Below are 20,081 nucleotides of genomic sequence, written 5' to 3'. Positions count from 1 at the left end.
ATCAAGTATTGTTTGCTTTTTTGTATGAGTTGCATCATTAAATCACCTCATCAGAATGAGTGATTGTCTTATCCTTTGTAACCTTAAAGCTTATAGGAGTTGCCAAATTTTCAGAAACTTCCACATTTTCACTTAATACAGTTGTTCCCTCTGATAATACTGTTGTACTGTCGCTAAGAACTTCTGTAGCATTATTACTCAATACCTCTGTTTCGTTCGAACTAAGTACCTCAGTTGCGTTTGTGGTATCGCTCAAAACCTCTGTTTCATTTGACGAAAGCACTTCTGTAGCATTATCGCTAAGAACTTCTGTGGGGTTACTTCCTTCGTTTAATACATCTGTTGCTGTGGATTCAAAATCATTAAGACCAATAGTTCCACCCTTAGTTTTCTTTTTAACAGAAATGTCCTCAGAAGGAGTTTTGTCAAGGCGTTTCGATAAATGTGCCTCTGCCATAGCTTGCTGATCTTCTCTTGATACTTCAACTTTTTCAGTTAATGTACCTCTTTCAAGATTTACCTCACTTGGTCTAAACCTTCTATCTCCATGTGCTTTATTGAATTCTCTCATTGCTTTGATTTCACGAGCAACTGTTTTGCCTGTTAGATCACCTATTACAGAAGGTATGTTCTGATTTATAAACATAAATATAGCGACTACCAAAGCAATTCCGGCAAGTGAAAATCCAATAATTGCTATAATTAACCATGTTGTTGCACTCATTAAACTTTCACCTACTCTCTATATGCATTCTCTATTGCTTTTTCTGTTGAATCAAAACGGGCAATTACATCATTCTTCAAGCCGGCAGTTTTATCTGTAGATGTTGATACATCTGTAACTTCTTGTTTTACTGTATTAAATAAAGAATTCATTTGCTGCTCCGTAATATTATCTGCTTTGAATTTTCTTGCATAGTTTTCCATTGAATACATTGCTAACTTATAAATTTCAAGCTCAATAATTTCACTTTCATTGTTTGATGAAGCGATTTGATGTGTTAATTCCTCTAAATTTTCCCAGTAAGGAGCATACTTACCTTTGTCGTCAGCTTCTTCAATCTGCAATGTAATATCTCTGTTAAACTTACCAATTTCCTTATAAATTGAAGCCATTAAATAATTTGGTGATGTTTCATTCGTAGCTGCATCTTCAAACCATTGAATTGAGCTTTTCATTCTTGTTATTTGATTATCGGCAGTTTCGGTTTTTCCATAATCATAGTAATACCAGTATAATTTTCCAATCTCAAATGCCAAATCAGAATAACTATCTTGTTCTTTAAGTTGTGTTAAATTAGCTTCAAGTTTTTTCTTTAATACTTCTTCTTCGTCTGTTGAAAAAGCAGCATCATCCTTAAAGGCTTCAATCATTCCTTCATAAGCTTCAATGGATGTTGGTTTTATATCAACTGCTTTCGAATAATAAGAAACCTTTTCCTCCGAAGTAGAAGCTTTTTCGGCTAATGATATGTTTTGATTATAGTCAGCATTATTTGTAACAGTTCTCATTGTTAATCCAAATACACCAACTAATAAACAAACAACCATTATGGCAACTGTAATAATAAACCTTTTGAGTTTAGTCTTTTGCATTTTTCTATATGCCGCACCGTATTCTTCATAATGATGTAAAGCATATAGTAGTTCAGCACAAGATTGGTATCTATCATCAGGATTTAATTGCGTGCATTTTTGTATTACAGCCTCAAGTCCTGCTGACAATTGTGGATTCCAATGCCTAATAGGATAAATTTCGTAAGGTGGCTCGCACGGATTTTGACCTGTAAGCAAATGATAAAGAGTAACACCAAGACAGTAAATATCAGTTCTTGCGTCCGTTTGTCCTTTGCCGCCAAATTGTTCCGGTGCAGCGTAACCCTTTGTTCCCAAGCTTACAGTATCCGCTAAACTTTGATCCTTGTACTCACGAGCAATACCAAAGTCAATTACCTTTATAGAACCATCCGGTTTTAACATAACATTTGCAGGCTTCATATCACGATATATAATCGCTGGTTTTCTCGTATGCAAATACTCCAAAGCTTCGCATATTTGCATTGCCCATTCAATTACAAGTTCCTGCGGTTGAGCACCATTGTTTTCAAGAATTTCGCTTAATGTTTGACCTTCTATGTAATCTTCAATAATATAAATAACATTACCATTATCTATAATATCAACAATACGAACAATAGCAGGGTGATCAAGCTGTTTAATCAGGTTTGCTTCAGCTATAGCACTTTGAATAACTATTTCGTTATTCCTATCTTTTGCACGTTTTTCAATTTCTTTAACAGCCCATTGCTTGTTAAGGCGCTTATCTCTCGCAAGATAAACCTTTGACATACCACCTTGACCGACTAAGGTAAGTATTTCATATTTATCATCAATTACTTGTCCGATAAAAGCCACAATTCAACCTCCTATTTTATAATCCTTATTAAAATTGAGGAAATATTGTCGGTTTCTTGTCTTTCTTTATTAAGTTCTATTAGACGAACAATATTATCCTTTATTTCTTTTTCATTATTATTATTTGAAGGTGCAAAGGCTTTTCTAATTTCATCTGTCGAAATAACATGTCTAAATCCGTCAGAACAAAGCATATAGCATTCTTCACTATTATATATACCTTTATAGAAAGCAGGCTCAACAATTTTTGAAGCTCCGATACATTGTAGCAAAACATTTCTTCTTGGATCACTTTCCACTTTGTCAGGTGCTAACCTACCCATCTTTACTTCTCTCGCAACAAGCGTTTGATCCTCTGTCAATATTTCAATATCATTGTTGATTATCTTGTATGCTCTTGAGTCTCCAACATGACCAATTAAGTAAGTTCCGTCATAGAGAAACAAAATCACTGTTATCGTTGAGCCTAACTGAATATGATTTTTCCTGCCATATTCAGCAATATTCTGATTTTGTTCTTTTATAAGACGTTCCCAATAATATTTCACTTCATCTATTACGTTATCTTTTGCGAGCAGATATGGTAAAGTTCCTTCAAACCATTTTGAAAAGGCTGAAATTATAGTTGAACTTGCAACTTCACCTTTTTCAAGACCGCCCATTCCGTCACAAATAATAGCAAGTAAAATATCACCTCTATCTGTTTGTGCTTCTTTAACACAAATACTATCTTGATTAGTTTCTTTTCTAATACCAATATCGGTATGCATTTCCACACAAAATGACATTTACTCACCAACCTTTTCTTCATCTATGTAAAAGACAAAATCTTCATTAGCTAAGCGAAGCTTTGTTCCGTTAAATATTTCAACTTCTTTTTCTACTGCTATAGCTCTGCCATCAACATAAGTCTTATTTGTTGAATTTAAATCAATAATATAATATCTATGTTCTTTTGTAATAATATCCGCATGACTTCTGCTTACAGCATTATTATCAAAAACAAAATAATCGCAATACTTTTTCTCTTTACCTATCCTAAATGACGGCTTGTCAACCATAATTTTTTCGTCGTTCTTTTCTCGTATAAGGTATGGGAAATTAGGCTTATCAAGTTCTTCTGAGCCTAAAACAGTTGTTCCACCCGAGTCCTCTCCTAAAACGGTTGTACCATCACTTAGTCCTTGCGTACTGTCTTTTGGAGGTGTGATAACTTCTTCCTTTTCTTTTTCCTTATCATCTATCGGCGGTATCTCTTCTTCAGGTTCGTCAAACGGATTATATGTTCCTTTTTTTCCTCCCATTGTACCAGTATTGCCCGATACTTTTGTGCCACATTGAGTACAATAGCTTGTTCCTTTAGGTAGTTTTGTATGGCAATTAGGGCATTCTTTATAACTCTTTTCAGAATTATTTCTTCCAAATAGACCTTTAATATATTCCTCTAAGTCGAATTCGGAGAAATTGATACCGCTATTAAGAATTGTTATATAGTCTTTTACATAGCTTGTATCTTCTCCCGGTGCAAAAGAACAATACTGTATTATGTTAAGCAAAAAGTCTCTTAATGACACCTCGCTTTCAAATCCCTGAATTGGAACATATACAAAATATATTTTTTGTGTTGCAGGATTAACTAAAACATGATTAAAATCCATTAACATATTTTCCTGATGAAAGAATGCTTTTTTCACTGCAAGCAAACAATCAAGTATGTTTTGCAACGTATTTGCAAATGTTTCTTTAGTTAATGGCGTTCTTAAATACTGTCTAAAAGTAGTAAAGCCCGACACATTATAAAACAATTTGAAAGAATTGTTTTTCTGAAAAACCTCAACACGAAGAAGTCCTTTTACCTCGTTATTGTTAATTGAGTAAATTTCATGTTCGTTTAACTGTTGCCCTTTTAAACTTTTAATCATTAAATGGTTAACGCCCATTTTTTTAGCAATTTTGATTTTATTCATAAATTCGCTTTACCTTCTCGCAGCAACTAATGCATTATAGCAATTAGTACGATTTTTCTCCGCTGCCTGTATTTTTTTCATAAGCTCGTCCCATTGCTTCATATAGTTAGCCCTTTTACTTGCAGACATACTTTTACTCAATGTCTTTTGAAGCTCGTCACGCTGCTTGTAAAGAGCATCACATTCATTAACTGCACGATTATAATTTGTTTGTGCTGTCTGAATTCTTTGTTGTTTTGCTCTTGCGGCTCTTGCAGCAGCAGCGGCAGCATCATCCTCTCTTTTGATGGTAGCTGCTGTACTTTTAACATCCGTACTTATACTGTTAAGTTGTTTCATTGCATTGTCTATTTGAGCAATTACTTGATCTATAGCACGAGTTATATAGGCAACTTCTTGGCTTTTCCAATTATTTGAAAGTGAGGATTTATAATTGGTAAGTTGATTTTTCGCATTTCTAAGTTGGCTTGCATAAGAAGATAGTTGTCCTGCTTGTGCGTTTGCAGTATTAATATTAATCATAAATAACCTCCTATTTCATATACTCAAAACAGGCAAATTTTTTATTAGTACATAATTATCATTAGGAGTAAAACAAACAAAATCTTGTACATAACTATCATTAACTGTCACAGAAAGTTCCTGCTCATAGGTTTCCTTCCAGAATAATATGCCTTTTTTGGCTTTTATAGTAATTTCCGTACTTCCAGGACTTAATGCTTCAACTATGATTTTTCCCTCATTTTTATTATATTGTACATTACATACTTTATTGTTTTTACTGCTAACTGTTACAGACTTTTTAGATTTTACCAAATTAAATGATTTTGATGGCAATTCTGTAATATTTATTGTTGCACTTGCACCATCATCAAGTATTACTTTATATGTTTCTAAACAAATACTTTCATCTTCAGATTTTTCAACAGATGCATCAATATCATCCCCTCGAGTACATTTATCCACAAAATTACCATCTTCAAAATGGAATCCACAACTCCAAAGATCAACAGAAAAATCTAAGTTCGAACCTTTACTAATCCAATCCAATATTAATTTAACACCGGAATCTAAAAGTTTTCCCGATAAGCCAATGTCTAAACATATTCCTATACAATAATTAAATTTACTATCATTTTTAGAATAATCATCCAAACCTTCAGCATCAGCATAAAGACCTTTTTGCTTAAGACTATCCTCATAATATAAATTTGTTAATGCATTTAAATTAGCGTCGAGACCTACATCATATCTAATTACATTTATAAAAGTAAAAATATTTATACTTGCGTCAACGCCAAGTCTTCCGTGCAAATTAACATTAAGTTTTAACTCTTCTTCTTTTGTACCAAGATTTCTTGTTGAAATATTACCATTATTTGTTGTGATTTGCACTCCACCGTTATCAACCGATGATGTAAAAGAAATCTTACCATCTACAGAAATGCGTATATAAATATATATATTTGCACCTACAATTCCATAAACAGTTGGACAAAATCGAGCGATTTTTATTTCTTTTGCACCTTTAGAATCGGAATCTGTCCAACGAGAAGTGTTCCAATTTGAAGGGAATTTACCATTTCTATTGCTATCTGGCGTATATCTTAAACTTTGATCCAAGGAAAATCCCATACTTGAATCACAAGTCATTTTTACAAACCCTGTACCTTTTTTTGTTGCAAAACTTTTCAAGTTACATGCATCAACATTAAAGTCACCTATTTTAAAATCTACAGATGCATTAACTGTTTGCTTAGCGTTTTGCCAATCTTGTTTTCTTCCTGTCTCTTTATGTGTAAATGCTTTTTTTGCACTAACACTTATGTCAGCACTTGTTACATTAAATTTTAACTCCCAACCATCTACATTCGTTTCAAGAGCTACAAAAGTTGTTGTATCGATACCGTTTCTGTTTGCTTCATCTACATTAACCGCCTCAACAGCTGGTTCAAACTCTAATACAGCAAATTGACACACATAAGTATTTCCATTCATTGATGAAGCAAGTAATTCACCGATTATTGTTCCTAATGGATTGTTTCTAAAAAAATTATCATTTGTCAAGAGCAGATCTGCTCTTTTTAAAACAACTTTGTCCCCAACTTTAGGTTTACCTAGTGATTTTTCGTAAGTATTTTTATTAATCGTAGCCATAAAACTTTGAACATTGCTTATATTTGCAAAATCATCTTTACCGTTCGCAGTTTGAATTAGGTTAGCATCTGATGAATTATGATTAAGATCAATGATGTTTTCATCATATCCTAAATAATTTAATGGTGTTACTTCAAGTTTATCTGTGCTTGAATAAGCTATGGGAGATTCAGCATAATCACTTTCGTTAAATGAAATTACAATGTCACCTTCTGTATAATCAGAGTCATCTTGAACGTATACATCTTCAGCAACAGTTGTTTTTTCAGTGTTTGTTTCAAAATGGAAATTAGAAGTATATGCATTAGCTTTTTCCATTATTTCTTCACAGTCTGAAAGAGACATTTTTTTCGCACCGTCAAAATATCCATTATTCAAATCAAAGAAACCGCTAGCATACGCATTTGCTATAATTTGTGGGTCATCAAGCAAATCGGCATCTTTAATATCATTTACATTACCTTCAACTAAACCATAAGTCGCATTTGCACAAACCATAACTACAATCTCTTTAGTTACCGCTGATTTTAGACCTTTAAGTGCTTGCTCTTCAGTTAAATAACCCCATTCCGCTATTATGCTTGCTTCAACAGAACCATCCTTGCAATTTTCTATATCAGTTGCATTATAATTCATTGAGGTCATTCTATTTTCATACACGTAATATGAAAAAAACTCACCCTTAGTCAAATAAATTTCATCATCTGTTTTTTTTACAGTACAACCAGCCAAAAGTTGTGTAATCATTATCACTGATAAAATTATACAAACAATCTTTTTTATTTTATTCATTTATTTAACCTCCAAAACAAAGTCAAGCACTGAGTAAATTTATTTCTATATCAAAAGAATAAATTCTTGTTATTTTCAATTTTAGGGCAAGTGGGTGCAAGCACCCACTTGCAATGTGTCAATTACTTAAATGCACTTGCATTAGCTTGAACGCCAGTTTCAGTTGATTCATAACTTTGAGCAGTATGATCAAGAAACTTTGCATATGATTCTACTACACTTTTATACTCTTCAAAACGAGGTTTGAGAGCGTTCATTGCGGCTCTAATATCTGTTGCTGCGTCACTCTTCCAAGTTGCTTCCAAATCATTCATATTTTTATTTATATCTGCAAGCTTCTGATCTAACTGTGTGTTAATATTACGAACCTTTGTCGCTGTATCCATTAACACTTGGGTGGAAATTTGAATTGAATCTGCCATTGTTGTAACCTCCTTAATTTACAAGTTTTCTTGCCTCAGAAACTACTGTATCCTGAGTGTCACGATAAGCTTTTGCGCTTTTTCTAAGGAAATCTGCATAGTTGAGCATCAGAGTATGCATCTTCTCGAAGTCATCTTTGAAGCCTGCAATCTGATCAACAAATGCGGTATTGTCCTTTCCGTTCCATGTTGAAGCCATAGCATTAGTTTCGGAATAAAGTGCATCATACTGTGTCTTGTAATCTGCAGCTAAACCTTCAATTCTTCCTGCTGCGGACTCCAACTGCTCAGGTGTAACCTGAATTGTTCTTGCCATAATAATGACCTCCTTAAAATATTTATATTAACATCAGTTTCGAACCATTGCGAATTTCCAGTTCATAAACCGATAAATTAATATTGATGATTGTTCCATCTTCTCGATGGCAAATTGTTGTATTTTCATTTGCTATAAAACGACCATCTGACATTTCAGATATAGCCTTTTTAATAAGTTCCAAAACTTCATACATTGGAGATTGTAACGGAATAAATACATCAAACGATTGATTTATAACAGGTACAAATATTTCAACTAATACCTTTTCCATATTATTCAACCTCCTCGTCTAATTTTGGTGAGAGAAGTTTAACTAAAGATGGCTTGTTTCTTGTGATTACATAGCCATATTCATTGCCAACTTCTTCGTAAAGTTCACTTGTGATCTTATTGATTTTCAACATATATTGGTCTGCAACGCCATCACCAATCCATACTCCATCAGCTCCGGTAATATGACGCTTATACCAAGCATCGTAGGAATAGCCACTATATTGAGTTGCTGACTCAACGATAACAAAGTGCAACTTATAAAAGCTTTCTGCTTTTTCAATTAACAATCCGAGCTTTTCCTTGCCATCATCAGTTAATTGCTCACAAAATCTCTTAAATCCTGCAAAAACATAGACTCTCTCATCGTAGTTATCCAATGATGCCGGATCCATTTTTGCATCCTTAAAGGTGTTGTTTCGCTCTACCATTTCAGCAAACAAGTCTTGAACGAATGTTTCGTAGTTTCCCGCAACAGCTTTTGCACCAAATGTTTCATCATTAAACAACTGCTCCGAGTCAATCAAATATGTATTTGTTGCAATTGAAAGAACTTTAATGAGTTCTTCTGTGAAGTTAGTTGCTTCGTAAACTTCTTGTGCCACTATTGGATATACAACCTTGTTTGCAATGTTTGCCGAAATAATATTAAGTGATTTTTTGTTTACACCAAGAGGAATATTATTGAGTCCATCTATAGTTGATGCAACATAATCAACATCTACTGTATTCGGGAGAACCGGAATAGGTTTAGCAAATATCTCAGCTTTTTCTCTAAGCTCAAAGCAATATGTACGTAAATAATCCTGGATATCATCAACATCTTTACAGTATGCGGTTTGGAACTCATAAACTCTATCAAGAGAAACCAAACCTCTGCCTTTAAATTTTGATGGTATTAATCCTTCTGTTTTTCCAACAATCAAAGAATAATCAGTTGCATCATTAAGTTGCATAGTCAACATCATCTTAAAGTTTTGCTGAGTTTTGTAGCGAACTGCATTAGTGTTTCCTGCTGTAACAGCAAAATAAATACCGTATTTTACACCATCTCTGGAAAGCAATGTAAATTCTTCCTGTAAGTCCTCAAATTGCTCAGCAAATCCCGAATAATTGTTCAATAAAACAACTATATTTGGAATTGTTTTACCACTATTCTTGATGTAGCTTGCATAATCTCCACCATACTCAGAGAATAAATTTCTTCTCTTTTCGATTTCCTGATGTAGCATCTTCAAGAAATTAATAGTTTTTTCTTCGTCTGATGAAACTACTACACCACCAACTTGTGGAGCCTTATCAAACACTTTCAAAGTTTCCGAACCGAAATCCATAATGTAAATATTCAATTCTTCTGCATTGTGATTTTTGATAAGAGAATAGCAAAGAGTTGTTAAGAATGTTGTTTTGCCATTGCCCGTAGCACCATAAACCAAGCAGTTTCCTTCTGATGAGAATGGAACCGTAAGAACACCTTGTTTTTGATTGAATGGATCGTCATACTCTCCTACAACAGGATTAAGAGTAGCGCCTTTATCTACTATTGAATACTTGTTTTCAAGGTCTTCTACATAGATAAGTTCCGGTATCGGATCAAGCCACAGTGGTCTAACTTTAATTTTTTCTTCAGTTGCAAGATCAGATAAGTATTTTACTATTGAAACGATTTGTTTAACTTTACTTCCGCTTATTACCTTCTTTTTGCTCGGCTTCAGCTTCATCATCGTTCTGCCGAGATTATCTACAACTTGAATGCTATTATCAACTGATTTTTCCACCGTATCAGTCGGAATATATTCTGCACCACACCAAGCTGATTGACCTAATGCAAATAACTCATTAAATCCAACCTGAAGATAAAATCTACCAGTTTGCGATAATTCAGCAGCATCCGGACACTTAATCATATCTTGGCTATCTGCTTTTTCTTGAACTTTAAGACATACTCTGAACTTACTATTACTCCAAATTTGATCATCAACAACACCACTTGGTTTCTGTGTTGCAAGAATTAAGTGAACACCTAAACTACGACCTATTCTGGCAGCACTGATAAGCTGCTCCATAAATTCAGGCTGTTGTGTCTTTAATTCAGCAAATTCGTCTGAAATTATGAATAAATGAGGGACAGGCTCACTTACAACCTTATCTCTGTAAAGTTGTTGATATTTATAAATGTCCATAGTTCCTTCATTTGAAACTTTTCTCGCTTCATTGAAAATAGCCTGTCTTCTTCGAAGTTCACTTTGAATAGAAATCAATGAACGCTTAACTGCCGCACCATCTAAGTTTGTAATCGTACCAGCAAGGTGAGGAAGTTTTATTCCTCTATCCTCATCTTCAAATGCACCAGTTAAACCACCACCTTTATAGTCTATTAAAATAAATGCTACTTCATCAGGATGGTAATTTACTGCAAGGGAAAGAATGTATGTAATAATAAATTCTGACTTACCCGATCCAGTCATACCTGCTACCAAGCCGTGAGGACCATGAAATTTCTCGTGTAAATCTAAATTAAATGAACCACCATAAGAATCAACGCCTATCGGTGTTTGTAATGTTATAGTTGGATTATTTTCCTTCCATCTTGTTAGAGAATTTAGATGTTCGATTTTACCAACATTAAACATTTCCAAAAACGTAATCATTGATGGCAATGAATATCTTTGGGTGCTTAAATCAAGTTCTATATTAGCTATATCTTGTCCTAAATTATTGATGGAAGCATCATTAACTTTGTCTGCAACAAATGCAATATTCTTACCAGTGGTATCTTCTCTATCGAACATTTTGGACTTGTCGGCATTTGCGAATATTACCGTCTTTGTTTCTTTTGGCAAGTCCTTTAGTTCTGGTGCAGACAACAAAATACTGAAAGCTCTGTTGTTCTTATACTTAAGAAGTTGCTGTAATGATTCACATTTCTCGCTAAGGGTTTTACTTGTTGATATTACAACATAATACGGAAGCAGCTCTGTGTAATCCTGATTTGATACATCTCCACGAGAAAGTATATTCTTCTCTATGTAAGCGGATATTTCCTTTACCTCATCAGCATTTGTTGCCATAAAACGTATTGTTTTATCATTATCCCAAAAATGCGGTATAAATCTTGCAAATCTCCATTCGTCTTTATCATTTTCATCACACATCAAAATAATTTTAAGTTCATCATAACTGTGTAACGAAATCATTTGAAGAATGAGAGATTTTATCATATTTACCGTTTGAACATACTCTCCGAATATTCCAACAGTCATATTGTCAACTAAAGAAACGCTTACAGGAACATTCACAAGTTCTTTAGGTTCAGCTCCCAATGAGAACATCGCATCCTGCAAGTTATCGTCTTCCATTGTGAATTTCTTTTCAGGGAACTTAACATCTGCATCAAGTGGCAGATTTCCTAATCCCAACCTCAATTTTAAGAAATCTGAATGTCCAATAGCTCTTTCCCAAAGATTTGATTTTTCTTCAGCTATTCTATCCGCACATTCTTCTAATGTTATAAGATTTTCTTGAAGTATATCACTTTGTTCTTTTGACTTTCTTTTTATTTCATCCCTAACACTATCTAAGTATGCAAGATATTTTTCCTGTCTTTTTTTCTCGCTAATTATTCGAGTTTTTTTCTCGTGTTTTTTTGTAAGTATTGGCCACAGTACTGTGCCTAAAAGCATACTTACCGACATCATTAGCGTTGGCAAAGCCTGAGTTATTTCTCCACCATTTGATATAACATTGCTCACCGCAAGTAAACCGGTACTCAACGAAGTCAAGCCCATAGTTAATGATGGTCCCAACATTAATGCAAGAGGTACTGTGTCAAGCTTTTGAAGTTGTGGTGGTGGATCTATTTTTATTTCAGCATGTTCAATCTCTCTATGAAATCGTGGTGAACGGAAAAAATAGTTTTTTTCAGGAAGTTCAGAAGATTCAACAATTTCTTTTATGGGCTGTGGTTTATATTCTGATAAACTTTGAGAATTGATTTTCAATAGTCCATCCGGATTATTTACAGCTAAGAAATTACAACCAACAATGATTTTTAATCCCATTATGTAGATAATATCGCCCGGAATCAAATTCCTTGACTCTACTCTGTATCCATTTACATAAGTTCCGTTTGTACTTCCCAAATCTGCAATAGACCAGTTTTTGCCATCATAGATAATTCTTGCATGTTTACCAGAAGCAAACTTATTATCATAACAAAAATTATTATCATTTGTTCTTCCGATATTGAAAACATCGTTTTTCCTTACCATAACTTTTCTAAAAGTATGGCGTGTATTATCTATACTTTCGGCAAATAAGATGACTCTTTCGTTGTCTCCAGCAATCTTCAAGTTAAAGAATCCTTGAGGATGCAAAACGGTATTATTTACTGGCTCATTATTAGAGTTTAAAACCGAAACCTTTTTATTGCTCTTTAAAACCCATTCACCGTCGACAGCTTCAATGCTAATTAATTCACGAGGATTTCCCAATGAGTCTGTATCTGTAAGCCAATATTGACCTTTAATTTTGTTTGGCAATGTAAGACTAAACATCTGCCTTGATTTTATTAAATTAACTATCATTTCTTGACTTCTCCTTTTTGTACAAATTCATATCTATTTTTAAAAGCAATAGTTGTTCAACAATGTTCGCTTGCTTTTTAGCTACTGCTTTAGCACCTTTTTCAAAATCATTATTCGATTTGAAGAAAAACACAATGGCTAAAAATTGAGTCCAAGTCATTGGTTGTTTCCCACGTTCAATTAATGAAATCATTTGTCGACTCATTCCGACTTTTTGAGCTAATACAGTCTGCGACACCCCAAGTTCCTTTCGTAAGTAAGGCATTGCTTTTGTAAGTGTTTCTATCATATCTTCTTGTTGTTTTGATAAATCATTCAAAGCCATACCTCCTTCTCTTTATCTGAATATTTTTTCGTAGAACTACAAGTTCAAAAATATTACAAATATATATAAAAGATAATTATACACATCACATTATATTATTTGACTAATAGTTTGTCAACAAAAAATGCCAAAAAAGAAGATGTTTTTGTATATTTTTTACTTTATATCCAAATTATTGCTTTGAAAATGTATTTTACCTGAAACATTTATGGTCAAAATTAGTGTCAAAATTATTCTAAAGGAGGAATTTAAATGTCAAGACGAGGCGATAATATTCATAAACGAAAGGATGGCAGATGGGAAGGTCGTTACAAATCCGGAGTTAATGAAATGGGTAAAACCAAATACAAGTCTGTTTATGGAAAAACTTATGGTGAATGTAAAGAGAAATTGGAAAATGCAAAGTTAGGTAAATTATCAAATACTGTAAATTTGACATTAAATTTCAGTTGTATTTTAAATATTTGGCTTGACAATAACAAGGTCAGAATAAAGGAATCAACATTATTGAAATACCGACACATCATTAACATTCATATCGTGCCCGAACTTGGATATTTAAAAATTTCATCAATAAATGCCTGCATTGTGAATGCTTTCTTAGAAACCAAATTGAAGCAAGGTTCAAAAAAAGATGGTAAAGCTCTTTCTCCATCATATGTCAAAACAATGGCGATAATAATAGAATCTGCTTTAGACTTCGCTGTGAAAGAGGGATACTGCCTACCTTTAAAGAGCGAGATTAATAAGCCCTATCTTGACGAAAAGGACATAACAATTTTGACGATAAATGAGCAACGCAAATATGAAAAAGTTTTAAAAAAATCAACTTCTTATGTTGCATTGGGAACTATTATAGCTCTATATACAGGTCTGAGGATCGGAGAAATATGTGCTTTGCATTGGAAAGACATTGATTTGAAAAACGGTTTGCTTTATGTAAATCATACGGTTTCAAGAGTTCCGTCAACCGATGGTATACATAAGACAAAACTTATTCTGACAACCCCTAAAACAAAGGCTTCAAAACGAGTTGTTCCAATACCCTCAAGTTTAAAAATTGTATTAGATAGCATAGAAAATAAAAGTGGCTTCGTTGTATCTAATACAATTACATTTATAGATACTCGCACCTTTGAATATCGTTTTAAAAATTTCTTAATAGATAACGATTTGCTTATAATAAATTTTCACGCACTCAGACACACGTTTGCAACAAGGTGTCTGCAATACGGAATGGATGTAAAAACATTAAGTGAAATTCTCGGTCATGCTTCAGAAACCACAACCCTGAACACTTATACTCATACATCGTTAGATGTAAAAAGAAAACAACTTGAAACTGCTTTGAAAAAATGCAGTTGATTATGGTCAAATTTATGGTCAAAATCTTTTGAAAACGCCTTATTAACGCTGAATTTAAGAACTTTTCGTTGAACTTGTAGTTCTACGAAAAAACAACAGTCATAGGCTTGGTAAAGGATTGTTCCTAAACCAAGCCTATTTTATATGTCAATTAAAATTATGACAATTGTGCGATTTTGGTGTGCAATGTGTTTCTTTGCAAAGTAATCAATTTTGAAAATAACTAAAAAACTCACATTTCTTTAGTGTTTTAAGTAATATAAGAAACGATATAAATATACCAATAATGCAGATAGCCAAAGATACAACATTTCCTCCTGTTATTAATGCCGAAAACCTTACAAGGTCATCCTGATTCAACAAAATTTCAGGTGCAAATATAAAGCCGAATATAGATATAAGAAACGATAAAATGCTGATAACAATGATTAGAATTTTTATATAGTTAATCCAAAATATTTTGCTTCTTACAGCTATACATAGCAAAAGGGGAATTATGGTTCCGCTAATTGCGATAAAAAACATTCTGGCGTTTGACATTGTTTCAAAACTACATACAACGCTCGGCAATGGAAATAATGAAAAATTCACTACATTTGCACCAAAAGCAATTGCACACATTGAGTGGCTTAACTCGTGTAAAAAAGGGTAAATTATAATCGCTGTAAAAAGCCCTACGGGTAAAAGCATAAACAATTTAAAATAGTATTTCATCTCATTCCTCCCTTTCTATTTTTCTCAAATAAAGCAAAAATATAGGGCATTTGCTAAATCACAAATGCCCTATATTCAATTCAATTGCTTGTTATTCTCCCAGCCCCAACAAAAGCCTTTATACTGTTCTACCCAACTATCAAGACTTTGAATAACAACTCCTCCAATATTATGGGCGACTTTGCCGTTGCCAATGTAAATTCCAACATGACCATACTGGCTACTTGAGTATCCATACACTGTTGCTCCGACAGGAATTTTTGACCAATCAGATGATACTCCCCACATTTCAGCAGCACATAAAGCACAGTGGGCTGATCCTCGAGAACCTAAAACAACTTGATATACATCTGCTACCCAAGCCTGACAATAGCCTGAACGAGCTGAAATGGAATAAGCCTCTGAGTTTGTGGCAACAGCGACAATCTTTTTCTGCACCTCGTCAGCAGTTTCATTCTCAAAGGTTAAAGAGCCGATGTCAATGTTACTGCCTGATAAGTTCAAACCGAATATGAGTGAGTTCCACAAATCATTGTTCTTATCGTCAATAAGGTCATTGAGATATGCCCTCTGCTCATCGGTAAAGTTGTATTCGTCAGCCATTTCTGATGCAGTTTTACTTGTGATGTTGATGTCAAGAACAGTAATAGTAACCTCCTCTGTAACGGTGGTCTTGTTGCCATTCTCGTAAGTTTCTTCCTTTTCTCTTGTTTCTGTTCGGGTAGTTATGCTTGATGTAATCGTGTTCATATCCCAAAAGATTTCAGAGAGCAAGTCCTTTGCATTCTCGTCAACAGTTGCAACCTGTTGTGGTGCAGTAGTGTCAGTAGTTGTCTTGACAGAGTAAATTGCAAGAATATCCTTCCAATTCGCTCGGCTACCGTTTATCTCATAGGCGTCATAAGTATTGCTTGACTTTATTCTGTCAATTTCATCCTCATAGTCATTGTTGATTTCCTGAACAACTATGTTGATCGTCATTCCGTTTCCATTATCTTCGCCTGAGAAAAATATGCCATATACGGAAGCACCGACAGCGGCAACAAGAACGATTACAAGTATAATGATAACCGATACCCAACCACCTGCAATAATTGCAGATACAAGAGCCTTGCTACCCTCGATAATTGCCTTAACTGCATTCTTCATTGCAACAGCAGCCTTTTTGATAAATTCGGCAGACTTCTTTGCACTCTCCTTAAATGCCTTTCCTGCCTTCTCAGCTTTCTTTGCATTTTTAGTAGTCTGATATGCTTTTTTAGAGGCTTCTTGTGTAGCCTTTTCTACTGTCTTTGTATCTTTTACAGCCTTACTGCCATTAACGGGTTTAGGTGCTTTTACAGAGCCTTGAGGCTTTGTAGAGCCATTAGGTGCAGTTGGCTTATCAATAACTTCAACATCATTAGCAACCTCTCTTGACTTCTTCCTTTCAAGCTCACGAGAGGCTTTTTTAATTCTGTATTTCTTGATGTTATCAGCCGTATTTTCAGTAGCCTTTTTACCTATGCGATTACCATAATAGGCAGTATCCTCTGCACCCTGAACACCATATTCAAACATTCTGTCATTTGCGTATTCTTCAGGTGTAGCCTCCTGAACAGGTGCAGTATTCTTTTTCACTCTGTTCTTGGATTGATTTGCAACTGTGTTGACCTTTGCACCTGCATATCTTGCTCGGTCAAATTTCTTGATGTTTTTTGAAACCTTCTTGTAGTCAGCCATTAAACCACTTCCTTTGCAACTACAACAAATCTGCCATTGTTTCTTGAATATTCACAGGTTGAAAGAGTGATAAGCTTATCTCCGTATTTAGTGTTTGTTTCTGTGTCATACAAGGCTAAGCTTGAGCATTTCTCTGTGAATATGTCGAAGTCATCAGGTGTACTGAAACTGCTGTATTTGGTGTAATCAAAGCCCTGATTTGAGTATGCAATGGTCTTGAAAGCATAGACAATTTCATAGGTGCTTTTACTGTCAAGGGTGCTGAACTCAATATACTTGTGCTTCTTGTAAAACTCAGAATTTGAGTATCTTGTAAGGTCATAAAACATAGTTCTTGTTTTCATATTATGACCGTAGATTATTGTATTGTCGGTAATACCACCGATAACAAAGGGTACACCATAATCTGAATACTGCTTATTAAAATTATGCTTGAGATAATACTCTCCGAGCATTACAGGATAATTGATATTTGTGCCATCAATTCTTATCCAACCTATGAGGTCATTGTTTTGTTCATATAGAGCTGAAAGCCCGTTATCTTCGCTATTTGATGTTTCATTATCCGTGTTCTCATATTCCTCTGCAATGACCTCAAATACCTCCTGCTCAGTGTCATAGGTCTTGTAATACTGAATAATGAAAAAGGTGCTGGCTGCGAATATCACAGCCAACACCATAGCGAAAAGAACAGTAATTATTCAAACGCTGAGGAAATTGAAAGATTAAACATTTGCAATATGCCGGCGATATCTTCAGTTAAGCTATGTACCCAAGCATTAAAAGTATTTGAAGGTCTTATTTCTGACTCTAGCATTATTGATGATGCAGTTAAAAAAGCAACAAAAAAGTCTGTTAATTCTGTTTCTTCTTTGAAAAAACAAATAATTACTAAAGAAGCTGAAATTGAGAAAATCAAAAAGCGAAACAAAAAATATTTGGATTTGCTTGCAGACGACCTTATCACAAAGGATGAATTTATCAATCACAAGGCTGAAAACGAAAATCAAATTGTAAATCTTCAAAATGATATACAAGAATTGCAGTTTGAAATCGAAAATCATAACAAGCCTAAAATTGACAGTAAAGAACTCTTTGAAACGCTGCATCAACTGCTTGATTGTTCAAATGATGTTGATGAAAGAATTATTGACAAGTTCGTTTATCGAATTATAGTGGATAGTCCAACCCATTTTATTTGGCAGCTTCATTTTAAGCCAATTACAACCGAAAATCCACAATTTGTTGACTTGGCATCTCATCACATTGATTGTAATTTTGCAAAAAACTACTCAAAACAACACCATAAGAAGTTCCATTCCACAAGATGGGTAGATATTGATGTTGATGTGCAAATTGCAATTTAATACTATTAAAACACAAAAAGAGGACTACCGAAGTAGTCCTCTAATGTTTTATAAAGAGTTATTCTCGATTCGCTGTGTTTTAAGCTTGTTCTGCAATTGCAGCCTGAGCGGCAGCGAGGCGTGCGATTGGCACACGGAATGGTGAGCAAGATACGTAATCAAGACCGATCTTGTGGCAGAATTCAACTGATGTTGGGTCGCCGCCGTGCTCACCGCAGATACCGCAGTGGAGTGCAGGACGGGTTGCCTTACCGTTCTTAACTGCCATTTCCATAAGCTGACCAACACCTGTTGTGTCAAGTCTTGCAAACGGATCGCTTTCGAAAATCTTCTTGTCATAGTAAGCGTTGAGGAACTTACCTGCGTCGTCACGGCTGAAGCCGAATGTCATCTGTGTAAGGTCGTTAGTACCGAAGCAGAAGAACTCAGCCTCCTTAGCGATGTCGCCTGCAGTAAGAGCAGCACGAGGAATCTCAATCATAGTACCAACCTCATACTTCATTTCAACACCTGCTGCTGCGATTTCTGCATCTGCAGTTGCAACAACAATGTCCTTAACATACTTAAGCTCCTTGGTATCGCAAGCAAGAGGAATCATTATTTCAGGAGCTACTGTCCAATCAGGATGAGCCTTCTGAACATTGATAGCTGCACGGATAACAGCCTTTGTCTGCATCTTTGCGATTTCAGGATATGTAACAGCAAGACGAAGACCACGGTGGCCCATCATTGGGTTGAACTCGTGAAGAGAAGAAATGATAGCCTTAATATCTTCAACTGTCTTGCCCTGTGCGTTAGCAAGCTTTTCGATATCTGCTTCCTCGGTAGGAACGAACTCGTGAAGAGGTGGATCCAAGAATCTGATAGTTACAGGACAGCCCTCAAGTGCTTCGTAAAGAGCCTCGAAGTCGTTCTGCTGATAAGGAAGAATCTTATCAAGAGCAGCTTCTCTTTCCTCTACTGTGTCTGAACAAATCATCTCACGGAAAGCAGCAATTCTGTCCTCCTCAAAGAACATATGCTCTGTACGGCAAAGACCGATACCTTCAGCGCCAAGCTCTCTTGCCTTCTTTGCATCTGCAGGAGTATCTGCATTTGTGCGAACCTTAAGCTTTCTGAACTCGTCAGCCCAAGCCATAATTCTGCCGAATTCGCCTGCGATTTGAGCATCAGCTGTTTCGATAATACCGTCATAGATATTACCTGTTGAGCCGTCGATTGAAATATAATCACCTTCGTGGAATTCCTTGCCTGCGAGAGTGAACTTCTTGTTTTCTTCATCCATATTGATGTCGCCGCAACCTGATACACAGCAAGTACCCATACCACGAGCAACTACGGCAGCGTGAGATGTCATACCGCCACGAACTGTGAGGATACCCTGAGCAGCCTTCATACCTGTGATGTCTTCAGGTGAAGTCTCAAGACGAACGAGGATAACCTTTTCGCCTCTTTCGTCCCATTCTACTGCATCCTCTGCTGTGAATACAACCTTACCGCATGCAGCACCAGGAGAAGCACCGAGACCCTTACCCATCGGAGTAGCAGCCTTAAGAGCCTTTGCGTCAAACTGTGGGTGAAGGAGTGTGTCAAGGTTACGAGGGTCAATCATAGCAACTGCTTCTGCAGGAGTCTTGTGGCCTTCGTCAACGAGGTCGCA

The 20,081-nt window shown here is 35.2% G+C and carries 17 protein-coding genes; 2 read left to right on the top strand and 15 right to left on the bottom strand.

Features of this window, described 5'->3' with window-relative positions:
* Positions 1-37 precede the first annotated feature (37 nt).
* From Q0P34_RS03875 to Q0P34_RS03825, 11 genes are all read right to left on the bottom strand, one after another.
* The gene (locus Q0P34_RS03875) at positions 38-724 is read right to left on the bottom strand and encodes a hypothetical protein (RefSeq protein ID WP_294953154.1); all 687 of its coding nucleotides are present in this window, start codon (positions 722-724) and stop codon (positions 38-40) included.
* A gap of 11 nt (positions 725-735) precedes the next feature.
* Complete coding sequence (locus Q0P34_RS03870; RefSeq protein ID WP_294953152.1) at positions 736-2,415, bottom strand: serine/threonine-protein kinase; 1,680 nt, start codon at positions 2,413-2,415, stop codon at positions 736-738.
* 11 nt (positions 2,416-2,426) lie between these two features.
* Positions 2,427-3,185, bottom strand: a complete 759-nt coding sequence (locus Q0P34_RS03865) for a PP2C family serine/threonine-protein phosphatase (RefSeq protein WP_294953215.1) — start codon at positions 3,183-3,185, stop codon at positions 2,427-2,429.
* 18 nt (positions 3,186-3,203) lie between these two features.
* A complete protein-coding gene (locus tag Q0P34_RS03860; protein ID WP_294953149.1) occupies positions 3,204-4,382 on the bottom strand; it encodes a DUF6382 domain-containing protein in 1,179 nt (392 codons plus the stop codon).
* Between the two features lie 9 nt (positions 4,383-4,391).
* Entirely contained in the window at positions 4,392-4,904 is a 513-nt protein-coding gene (locus Q0P34_RS03855) for a hypothetical protein (RefSeq protein WP_294953147.1), read from the bottom strand.
* Between the two features lie 15 nt (positions 4,905-4,919).
* Complete coding sequence (locus Q0P34_RS03850; RefSeq protein WP_294953144.1) at positions 4,920-7,331, bottom strand: hypothetical protein; 2,412 nt, start codon at positions 7,329-7,331, stop codon at positions 4,920-4,922.
* Positions 7,332-7,453: 122 nt separating this feature from the next.
* Positions 7,454-7,753: a pore-forming ESAT-6 family protein gene (locus tag Q0P34_RS03845; RefSeq protein ID WP_294953141.1), complete on the bottom strand. Its 300-nt coding sequence runs from the start codon at positions 7,751-7,753 to the stop codon at positions 7,454-7,456.
* A gap of 13 nt (positions 7,754-7,766) precedes the next feature.
* Positions 7,767-8,069 (bottom strand): WXG100 family type VII secretion target, encoded by a 303-nt coding sequence (locus Q0P34_RS03840; protein WP_294953138.1) that lies wholly within the window; start codon positions 8,067-8,069, stop codon positions 7,767-7,769.
* Between the two features lie 22 nt (positions 8,070-8,091).
* On the bottom strand, positions 8,092-8,343 hold the full coding sequence (locus Q0P34_RS03835; protein WP_294953135.1) for a methyltransferase: 252 nt from the start codon (positions 8,341-8,343) through the stop codon (positions 8,092-8,094).
* 1 nt (position 8,344) lies between these two features.
* Complete coding sequence (gene essC / locus Q0P34_RS03830) at positions 8,345-12,928, bottom strand: type VII secretion protein EssC (RefSeq protein ID WP_294953132.1); 4,584 nt, start codon at positions 12,926-12,928, stop codon at positions 8,345-8,347.
* Positions 12,918-13,253: a helix-turn-helix transcriptional regulator gene (locus tag Q0P34_RS03825; RefSeq protein WP_294953129.1), complete on the bottom strand. Its 336-nt coding sequence runs from the start codon at positions 13,251-13,253 to the stop codon at positions 12,918-12,920. The genes essC and Q0P34_RS03825 overlap by 11 nt, the downstream gene beginning before the upstream one ends.
* A gap of 252 nt (positions 13,254-13,505) precedes the next feature.
* Between Q0P34_RS03825 and Q0P34_RS03820 the strand changes: the two genes are divergently transcribed.
* Entirely contained in the window at positions 13,506-14,618 is a 1,113-nt protein-coding gene (locus tag Q0P34_RS03820; protein WP_294953126.1) for a site-specific integrase, read from the top strand.
* A 207-nt stretch (positions 14,619-14,825) separates the two neighbouring features.
* Here the strand turns inward: Q0P34_RS03820 and Q0P34_RS03815 are convergent, their stop codons facing one another.
* The 3 genes from Q0P34_RS03815 to Q0P34_RS03805 all read right to left on the bottom strand — a co-directional run bounded on the left by Q0P34_RS03815 (position 14,826) and on the right by Q0P34_RS03805 (position 17,734).
* The gene (locus Q0P34_RS03815; RefSeq protein ID WP_294953123.1) at positions 14,826-15,332 is read right to left on the bottom strand and encodes a hypothetical protein; all 507 of its coding nucleotides are present in this window, start codon (positions 15,330-15,332) and stop codon (positions 14,826-14,828) included.
* A gap of 75 nt (positions 15,333-15,407) precedes the next feature.
* Positions 15,408-17,054 carry a hypothetical protein gene (locus Q0P34_RS03810; RefSeq protein ID WP_294953120.1) on the bottom strand — a complete coding sequence of 549 codons (1,647 nt, stop codon included), beginning with the start codon at positions 17,052-17,054 and terminating at the stop codon, positions 15,408-15,410.
* Entirely contained in the window at positions 17,054-17,734 is a 681-nt protein-coding gene (locus tag Q0P34_RS03805; RefSeq protein ID WP_294953117.1) for a class B sortase, read from the bottom strand. Before Q0P34_RS03805 ends, Q0P34_RS03810 begins: the two co-directional genes overlap by 1 nt.
* A gap of 60 nt (positions 17,735-17,794) precedes the next feature.
* On the opposite strand from Q0P34_RS03805, the gene Q0P34_RS03800 reads away from it, so the two are divergent.
* Positions 17,795-18,421: a hypothetical protein gene (locus tag Q0P34_RS03800; protein WP_294953115.1), complete on the top strand. Its 627-nt coding sequence runs from the start codon at positions 17,795-17,797 to the stop codon at positions 18,419-18,421.
* 79 nt (positions 18,422-18,500) lie between these two features.
* On the opposite strand, the gene Q0P34_RS03795 is transcribed toward Q0P34_RS03800, so the two are convergent.
* On the bottom strand, positions 18,501-20,081 hold a 1,581-nt coding region (locus tag Q0P34_RS03795), incomplete at its 5' end, for a putative PEP-binding protein (RefSeq protein ID WP_294953112.1).

Source organism: uncultured Eubacterium sp. (assembly GCF_945980375.1).
Classification (GTDB): domain Bacteria; phylum Bacillota; class Clostridia; order Oscillospirales; family Acutalibacteraceae; genus Eubacterium_R.
The sequence above is the reverse complement of the archived record's forward strand: the minus strand, read 5'-3'. Positions and strand labels throughout refer to the sequence as shown.